The sequence below is a fragment of the Streptomyces sp. NPDC060205 genome, from assembly GCF_042728395.1.
GTDB lineage: Bacteria > Actinomycetota > Actinomycetes > Streptomycetales > Streptomycetaceae > Streptomyces.
Genome location: NZ_JBHWZP010000402.1, coordinates 1 through 7,776 on the forward strand (window position 1 = coordinate 1; position 7,776 = coordinate 7,776).

At 70.7% G+C, this 7,776-nt stretch carries 8 protein-coding genes; 4 read left to right on the forward strand and 4 right to left on the reverse strand.

Translation table 11 applies throughout. The annotated features are described in order from the left end of the window. A partial coding sequence (locus tag ACFWGJ_RS39155; protein ID WP_387333733.1) for a PucR family transcriptional regulator occupies positions 1 to 990 on the reverse strand: 990 nt, incomplete at its 3' end. 86 nt (positions 991 to 1,076) lie between these two features. Here ACFWGJ_RS39155 and ACFWGJ_RS39160 point away from each other — a divergent pair. Both ACFWGJ_RS39160 and ACFWGJ_RS39165 read left to right on the forward strand, forming a co-directional pair. After that, entirely contained in the window at positions 1,077 to 2,132 is a 1,056-nt protein-coding gene (locus ACFWGJ_RS39160) for a ferredoxin reductase (RefSeq protein WP_387333735.1), read from the forward strand. A gap of 7 nt (positions 2,133 to 2,139) precedes the next feature. Continuing rightward, positions 2,140 to 3,258 carry a fatty acid desaturase family protein gene (locus tag ACFWGJ_RS39165; protein WP_387333736.1) on the forward strand — a complete coding sequence of 373 codons (1,119 nt, stop codon included), beginning with the start codon at positions 2,140 to 2,142 and terminating at the stop codon, positions 3,256 to 3,258. Between the two features lie 87 nt (positions 3,259 to 3,345). On the opposite strand, the gene ACFWGJ_RS39170 is transcribed toward ACFWGJ_RS39165, so the two are convergent. Beyond that, positions 3,346 to 4,608, reverse strand: coding sequence for an FAD-dependent monooxygenase (locus ACFWGJ_RS39170; RefSeq protein WP_387333738.1), 1,263 nt, complete (start codon positions 4,606 to 4,608; stop codon positions 3,346 to 3,348). 71 nt (positions 4,609 to 4,679) lie between these two features. Between ACFWGJ_RS39170 and ACFWGJ_RS39175 the strand changes: the two genes are divergently transcribed. After that, a complete protein-coding gene (locus ACFWGJ_RS39175) occupies positions 4,680 to 5,291 on the forward strand; it encodes a TetR/AcrR family transcriptional regulator C-terminal domain-containing protein (RefSeq protein WP_387333740.1) in 612 nt (203 codons plus the stop codon). Positions 5,292 to 5,383: 92 nt separating this feature from the next. On the opposite strand, the gene ACFWGJ_RS39180 is transcribed toward ACFWGJ_RS39175, so the two are convergent. Beyond that, positions 5,384 to 5,962 (reverse strand): TetR/AcrR family transcriptional regulator, encoded by a 579-nt coding sequence (locus ACFWGJ_RS39180; protein WP_387333741.1) that lies wholly within the window; start codon positions 5,960 to 5,962, stop codon positions 5,384 to 5,386. Between the two features lie 91 nt (positions 5,963 to 6,053). Here ACFWGJ_RS39180 and ACFWGJ_RS39185 point away from each other — a divergent pair, with 91 nt between their 5' ends. Beyond that, positions 6,054 to 6,500 carry an anthrone oxygenase family protein gene (locus tag ACFWGJ_RS39185; protein ID WP_387333742.1) on the forward strand — a complete coding sequence of 149 codons (447 nt, stop codon included), beginning with the start codon at positions 6,054 to 6,056 and terminating at the stop codon, positions 6,498 to 6,500. Between the two features lie 178 nt (positions 6,501 to 6,678). On the opposite strand, the gene ACFWGJ_RS39190 is transcribed toward ACFWGJ_RS39185, so the two are convergent. Beyond that, on the reverse strand, positions 6,679 to 7,614 hold the full coding sequence (locus ACFWGJ_RS39190) for an AfsA-related hotdog domain-containing protein (RefSeq protein ID WP_387333743.1): 936 nt from the start codon (positions 7,612 to 7,614) through the stop codon (positions 6,679 to 6,681). Positions 7,615 to 7,776: the final 162 nt, after the last annotated feature.

Sequence of the window (7,776 nt, forward strand, 5' to 3'; positions counted from 1 at the left end):
CTGATGCAGCAGCCACGCCCGCAACGTCCCCTCCAGCCGCCCCGCGGTCGCGGCAGGCAGGGCGCGCAACGGTGCGAGGGCTCGGGCACGCAGGTCCGCGAACGCGTCCACGTCCGCGCTCAGCACCAGCTCGGGCAGGTGGTCCTCGGTGTCGCGGATGTCGCAGGACAGGGAGCGCGCGCGGACCGCTCTCGCGTACGAGGCGGACGCGCGGGTCCATGGCCGGGCCGGGCCGACCACGGCGGTGCGGTCGGTCAGCTGCCGCAGGAGATGCGACCGGTCGGCGTCGGGGACGAGCAGTACACCCGTGGCGTCCGGCAGATCGTCGAGGACGAGGGTGTTCGGGTCGAGCGCGCGGTAGGCCGGCCGGGCCTGGGCTGCGGGCAGCAGGACCGCGGTCAGCGACACCGGAGGCTGCCACCCGGCCCGCTGGCAGGAGGCCCTCAGCACGTCCGGGCTCGCGTCGGCCAGGAGGTCGCGGGCGAGGTGTTCCAGGTGGCGCTCCTGGGCCCTGCCCCGGGCGGCCAGTTCGTCGGCGTGGCCCGCGGCGCTCGCGGCGGAGAGCTCATCGATGTAGGCGAAGGTCAGCTCGGCGAACTTGGCGACCTCCGCGGCGGGCAGCCCCGCGGGTACGGCACCCGCAGCCAGGCAACGCCACGCCACGCGCGCCCCGACGCGGTAGGCGCTGAGCAGGGCGTCCATCGAACGGCCGTCGCGCACCTCGCCGCGGCCCAGCTCGTAGGCCGCGTCACCGGCGTCACCGCCCGTGGCGTTCCCGCTCGCCAGGTCCAGGTAGTGCCCCAGGGCGGTACGGACGGCTCGGCGGATGGTGCCGCCCATGCGGCCCGAAAGGGCGTTGGCGTAGGGAGGGACCTCGTCGATGATCGCCTGGACGACCTCGTCGGCGGTGCTCCTCAGCGCGGCCCGAATCGCGGTGACCGTCGTCTCATCCAGGGCCAGTTCACTGGCCTTCCGGATTGCATAGCTCATTTTCTGTTCCCTGCGAACAATTCCGCCGACCAGATTCACGTCCTGCGGTCAGGACTTTACGCCCTGCGGCGCATCAAGCTGAAGCCATGACGAGTGCAGCCCTTCGCAGCAGGGCATGGAAACTGCTGGAGACAGTCACGACGCCGCTGCTGCCGTCGGACTACCTCGACCTGGTCAGCCCGCTGCGCGCGGGCGCGGACCTGCGGGGGCGCATCGAGGCCGTGCACCCGGAGACGGGGGACTCCGCGACCGTCGTGATCAGACCGGGACGGGGCTGGCGCGGCCACACGGCCGGTCAGTACGTACGGATCGGCGTCGACGTCGACGGGGTGCGCCTGTGGCGCGCCTACTCCCTCACCTCGCCGACCGGCCGCCGGGACGGCCGCGTCACGATCACCGTGAAGGCGATCCCGGACGGCAAGGTCAGCAACCACCTGGTCCGCCGGGCGAAACCGGGCACGCTGATCCAGCTCGACCAGGCGACCGGTGACTTCGTGCTGCCGCGGGCCAGGCCCGCCAAGGTCCTCTATCTGACGGCCGGCAGCGGCATCACGCCCGTGATGGGCATGCTGCGCGACACCGACTTCGACGACGTCGTCATGATCCACTGCGCGCCGCGGCCGCAGGACATGATCTTCCGCAGCGAACTGCACGACCTGGTCGCGGAGAAGAAGCTGCGGCTCACCGAGGTGCACACCGACACGGACGGCATGCTCGACATCGCCCGTCTCGGCGAGCTCGTGCCCGACTGGGCCGAGCGCGAGACCTGGGTCTGCGGACCCGCGGGCCTGCTCGACGCCGCCGAAGCGCACTGGACCGAGCACGGCGTCCAGGAGCGCCTGCACACCGAACGCTTCCGGCCCGCCATCGTCGCCCCCGGCGACGGCGGCGAGGTCACGTTCAGCACCACGGGCAAGACCGTCGACGCGGACGGCGCCACGCCGTTGCTGGACATCGGCGAGGAAGCCGGCGTGCTCATGCCCTCCGGGTGCCGCATGGGCATCTGCTTCGGCTGCGTCACGCCCCTCAAGGCGGGCGCCGTCCGCGATCTGCGTACCGGCGAGATCACCGAGGCCGAGCCGGGCGTCCTCATCCAGACCTGCGTGTCCGCCGCGGCGGGCCCGTGCGACATCGAACGGTAGGAGCACCTTGACCGCCATCGACCCCACCGCCCACTTGACCGCGGAGCAGATCGAGGAGCTCGGCCGCGAGCTGGACGCGATCCGCGACGAGGTGATCGCCTCGCGGGGCGAGAAGGACGCCGCCTACATCCGCAAGGTCATCTCGGTGCAGCGCAAACTCGAACTGGCCAGCAGGGGTGTGCTGCTGTTCTCGTTCTTCCCGCCCGCGTGGCTGCTCGGCACCGCCGGCCTGTCCGTGGCGAAGATCATGGACAACATGGAGATCGGCCACAACATCCTGCACGGCCAGTGGGACTGGATGCGGGACCCGAAGATCCACTCCACCACCTGGGAGTGGGACCACGTCTCGCCGTCCGAGCAGTGGAAGCACTCGCACAACGAGCTGCACCACACGTACACCAACGTCATCGGCAAGGACAACGACCTCGGCTACGGCATCATGCGCGTGGACGAGGACCAGCGGTGGCACCCGTTCCACCTCGGCCAGCCGCTGTGGAACTTCCTCAACGCCTGCTTCTTCGAGTACGGCATCGCGGCGTACGACCTGGAGCTCGGCAAGAACCTGCACAAGCGGCGCCGCAACAACCCGGAGTTCCGCGCACGGGCCAGGGCCGTGGGCCGCAAGATCCGCAAGCAGGTGCTCAAGGACTACGTGATCCACCCGCTGCTGTCGGGCCCGTCGTTCCTCACCACGCTCGCCGCCACGTTCACCGCGAACCTGGTCCGCAACCTCTGGACCCACTCGGTGATCATGTGCGGGCACTTCCCCGAGGGCGTGCAGGTCTTCGAGCGCCGGTCGATCAAGGGCGAGACACGCGGCCAGTGGTACCTGCGCCAGATGATGGGCTCGGCGAACATCAGCGGCAGCAAGGCCATGCACTTCATGACCGGCAACCTGTCCCACCAGATCGAGCACCACCTCTTCCCGGACCTGCCGAGCAACCGCTACGCCGAGGTCGCGGTGAAGGTGCGCGCGCTGTTCGAGAAGTATGAGCTGGAGTACGTCACCGGGCCGCTTCCCAAGCAGGTGTTCTCCGCCTGGCACAAGGTCTTCCGGCTCTCGCTGCCGAACAAGAAGCCGAAGGTCAAGACGCCGGACCGCGAGCAGGAGCTGATCGCGGCCTGAGTCCGGTACCGGGTTCACATCTCTGGCCCGTGCGGACGAGTCGACGGATTGCGGAGGTCCGGGCGCGGCAGCGACTCGGGCCCGCCTTCAGACGGTGCTCATCGGCGCCGGGTTCTCGGGGAGCTGCCAGCTGCCGCCGCGGTCGTGCTTCGAAAAGCGCGCGGCGAGATCGGGAACGCGCAGGAAGCAGGCCAGGGCGGTGACGGCCTGGAAGGCGTCGATCGCACGCCGGGTCTTCGGCATGCCCAGGCGCAGGAGACGCGGATTCACCTCTCCCTGGATCGCGTCGACGAAGGGCCGCAGCACGCTGTCGTAGTTCGCCAGTGCGGTCGGCAGATCGCCCGGGTGCCGGTTGATCTCGCCGGCCAGGACGTGGGCGCCCACCAGGCCGCCGGAGATGCCCATGCCGCTGTAGGGAGAGGCGCAGTGGGCGGCGTCGCCGGCAAGGACCACGCGCCCTTTGGACCAGGTGCCGGTACGGACCTGGACGATCTCCTGGGAGTAGAAGAAGGGGCTCGACCGCATGCCGGCGACGAAGCGCTCGGTCTGCCAGCCAGCATCGCGGAACCTGCTCGCCCAGAACCTCTGCTGGCGCTCGACGGGTTCCCGGTGGATCGCCGACGCCTCCTCGGACTCCTCCCGCATCACGAAGTACACCTGGGTCTCCGTCGGGTTGTGGCTGCGGCGCATGATCTGACGGCCGCCCGGAACCATGTACGTGTCCCGGATGTTGCTGTCGGACGCGACGCGCGGGACGAACCAGTAGGCCATGTGGATGCCCAGCCGGCGGTACGGGTCACAGTCCGCGGGCAGGATCGCCCGCCGGATGCGCGAGCCCTGCCCGTCCGCGCCGACCAGGAGGTCGTACGCGCCGGAGGACCCGTCGGAGAAGTGCGCGGTGACGTTCTGTCCGTCCTGCTCGAAGCCGTCGACGCTCACGCCGAAGACGTACTCGGCGTCGTCCTTCGACGCCGCGTGCAGGATGCGTATGAGGTCGCCGCGCATGATCTCGTACTCGGAGGTGAGGGTCTGCCGGCCCTGACCGGAGGTGTTGGCCATGATCGTGGCCTTGGTCCTGCCGCGCGCGTCGACGAAGGCGACACCCGGCTCGTCCACCAGCTCGCTGCGGACGGCGTCGAGGAGTCCCATCCGCTCGACGGCCTCGATCCCCTGTCCCCGCAGGTCGACCTGCGCCCCGGTGGCCCGCAGCGCCGGAAAGCGTTCGACGACGGTCACCCGGTGACCGCCCCGTGTGAGCCAGAAAGCCAGCGCCTGGCCCGCTGTCCCGCCGCCGGCGACAAGGACCCGCAGAGGGCGCCCGCCCGACCCGTCTCCCGAGCTGCCGGTCATGCCCATCACCTCAAAATCTATCAGTGAACGATTCCTCTTCAGAGTCATCTATCAGTGATAGATTTGTCAACGTGACCAAGGTGAACCGAGAGATCGTCATCTCCGAAGCGCTCGACCTCCTCGACGAGGTCGGGCTGGACACGGTCAGTACGCGGCGCCTTGCGAAACGGCTGGGCGTGGAACAGCCCTCGCTCTACTGGTACTTCCGCACGAAGAAGGACCTCCTCGCCGCCATGGCGGAGTCGGCGATGGCACCGCACACGGCCGCCCCGCTGCCGACGCCCGACGACGACTGGCGTGACTGGTTCCTGGACAACACGCGGAGCTTCCGGCGCACCCTGCTGATGCGCCGGGACGGCGCACGCCTCCACGCGGGCAGCACCCCTGCCGGCGACCTCGACCGGATCCGCCGCAAGATGGAGTTCCTGGTCACCTCCGGAGTGCCTGAGCGCGACGCGCAGATGGCGATGCTGGCTGCCGGCCGTTTCACGGTCGGCAGCGTCCTGGAGGAACAGGCGGACACCGGCTCACATGACGGCTCGGAGCCACCGGCGGACATGCCCACGATCGACCACGAGTCGGCGTTCGAGGCCGGCCTGAATCTCATCGTGGACGGCCTGGTGCACCGCACCGCAACGCGGGCCACTCCCCCACCGGCAAGCGGCGCCGCTCCTCGCGGCTGAACCCCGGGCCCTTCCTTCCTCCGCCCCGGGGCCGGGGCAGGCAGGCGGCGGGACTTCGAGGGCTGCGGCCGCGTGCCCGCCGGGACGGCCTGTCAGACGACGGCGAGCCGGTCGACCAGCAGTTCCATCCTCCGCTCGGCTTCCGCCGCCGGCAGCCGCCCCACCCGGGTCAGTGTCGCCAGCCCGTGCAAGGCCGCCCAGAACACCTCGGTGAACAGTCCCGGATGGACGTCGCCCCCGGCGACCTCGCCCAGGCTCTCCAGCAACGCGGCAAAAGCGTCCTTGAGAGGTTCCGGAGTGTCCTCGCGCGCGAAGGCCAGGCCGCCGTCGAGCTGGAACAGGGCGTCGTAGACCGCCGGGTTGCGTGCGGCGAAGTCGAGGTAGGCGCGCGCGAGGGCTGTGACCCGCTCGCGCGGGCCGTCCGCGGCGGCTGCCGCGGCCCGCACAGCCGCAGCCAGCTCGGTGGCGCCTTCGAGGGATACGGCGCCGATGATCTCGCGCTTTCCGCGGAAGTGGCTGTAGAGGACGGGCTGGCTGTATTCGATGCGCTCGGCGAGCCGGCGCGTGGTGACCGCGTCCCAGCCCTGTTGCTCGGCGAGTTCGCGGGCTGTCGCCACGATGAGGCGCTCGCGGGCCGCCCGTTCGCGCTCCTTGCGTTCCTGTACCGACATACCTCGATTCTAGCACTGCTAGACAATCAAGCGGCAGCAGGTCTAGCGTTGCTTTGCCATCTAGCAGCACTAGATTCCCGGAGGGACAGTCATGCTCGACGCACTTGAGGTCTTCACCACCGTCGTCGTCGGCCTCATGGTGGGGGTGGAGTTCTCCGTGGCCTTCGTGATGAACCCGATCCTCAACGCCCTCCCGGAGGACAGCCGCCAACAGGGCCACGCGCACGGCGGCCGGATGCTCGGCGCCCTGATGCCGTTCTGGTACGTCGGCTCGCTCGTCCTGAGCGCGCTCTGGGCCGTCGCCGGATGGCACCAGCACGGCACGGGCCTCGTCGTCATCGCGGCCGGGCTGCTGATCCTGAGCGTGGTCATGTCGCTGCTGCTGCTCGTCCCGATCAACAACCGGAACAAGACGTGGACCCCCGAGAACCGGCCCGCGGACTGGCAGGATCAGCTGAACCGCTGGCTCCGCTTCCACTACGTCCGCGTCGCCGTCATCATCGCCGCGTTCGCACTGCTCGTCGCCGCCCTCGCCTGATCGCGGGGCCAGGCGCCGGTCTCGACAACTGGCCGGACCAAGGAGAAAGGTCCTGCAAGGGGGGTCGGTCCACTGCCTTGGCCGCCGTGCAGCCGTGCAGCCGTGCAGCCGTGCAGCCGTATGACTGTCACGGCCCGAACCGGACCAGGCTCCGCGCCTGGCGCCGGCGGGCGGCTGCTCAGGCAGGCAGCAGGCCGACCCCGCCGGTCGCGGCGACCCGTCCCGCCGTGAGCACCGCGAAGCGGGGTCCGAGCGGCGAGGAACTCAGTTCGACGAAGGCCCCCAAGAGCGGCACGGCTCCGTGCAGGTCGACGCTGAGCCCTCTGATCGCGGAGGCGGGGCGTCCGCAGCACAGCAGCGCCGCCTGGCGCCCGGCCTCCAGGACCGCCAGGGCGGGAACGCACGACGGCCGGCCGGCGAGGAACACGGGGTGCCCGGGGTCGCGCGGCGCGATCGCCATACGTCCCTGGGGAGCGCGGGCCAGCAGGACGTCCGGCTCGGCAGCCGCCCCGACCGCCGCCGCCGAGGGGTACAACATGCCGGGCGGGGACGCGGTGCCCAGCGCGTCGGGAGCATGCGGCGCAGGCCGGGCGAGGCGCATCGCGCACGAGGCGAACCGCTGACCGGCGTGCAGGCAGTCGGCCGTGAGGCGATAGGCCACGCAGCGGCCGTCCTCGGCCTCGACATCGCCGAGAGCGACACGCAGCAGCACGTCGGTGGCATCGCCGCCCTCCAGCGGCAGGCCGCCGCCGGACAGGCCCAGCCGGACCGAGACGGGTTCCAGGTCCCCGGCGGACGGTGGCAGGTGAGCCGCCAGGGCCATGGCGACCTGCCGGACGGACTCGACCATGATCAGGGGATGGTGGCTGACGGGCAGGTGCCGCTCGTTGAGCGGGTGGAACCGGGGCCACTGGCAGCGGGCCTCGAAGGCACGGCTGCCGACCCGCCGCAGGGACACCACCAGCATCGCCGCCATCGTCGCCAGCCCGATGCTCCGCCAGGTGGGGTTGTCCTCAGAGGCCTCGCGGTCCGCGGACCGCCGGACAGAGTCCGTACTGCGGCCACCCGTGGGAACGTCGGTCGCCGCAGTCCCGCATGTGGTCGCGCCGTACATGTGCGCCTCCTCGGCACCGGAGCCCCGGCCGCGGCGTCGGACCCGGGATCCGAGACACCGTTCACCATCCTTTCGCCCGCCTCGTGGCCGGCGGATGCGGTGGGGCCCGCGGAGGACTCGTACGGCGGTGTGTCGCGCGGCCGACGTGGCCGGCCGGCGGCG

Bases quoted from the DNA above. Each gene is read 5' to 3' on its own strand.
- ACFWGJ_RS39180 (WP_387333741.1), bottom strand. From the start codon at position 5,962: ATGTCGGTACAGGAACGCAAGGAGCGCGAACGGGCGGCCCGCGAGCGC.
- ACFWGJ_RS39185 (WP_387333742.1), top strand. From the start codon at position 6,054: ATGCTCGACGCACTTGAGGTCTTCACCACCGTCGTCGTCGGCCTCATG.
- ACFWGJ_RS39160 (WP_387333735.1), top strand. From the start codon at position 1,077: ATGACGAGTGCAGCCCTTCGCAGCAGGGCATGGAAACTGCTGGAGACA.
- ACFWGJ_RS39190 (WP_387333743.1), bottom strand. From the start codon at position 7,614: ATGTACGGCGCGACCACATGCGGGACTGCGGCGACCGACGTTCCCACG.
- ACFWGJ_RS39170 (WP_387333738.1), bottom strand. From the start codon at position 4,608: ATGACCGGCAGCTCGGGAGACGGGTCGGGCGGGCGCCCTCTGCGGGTC.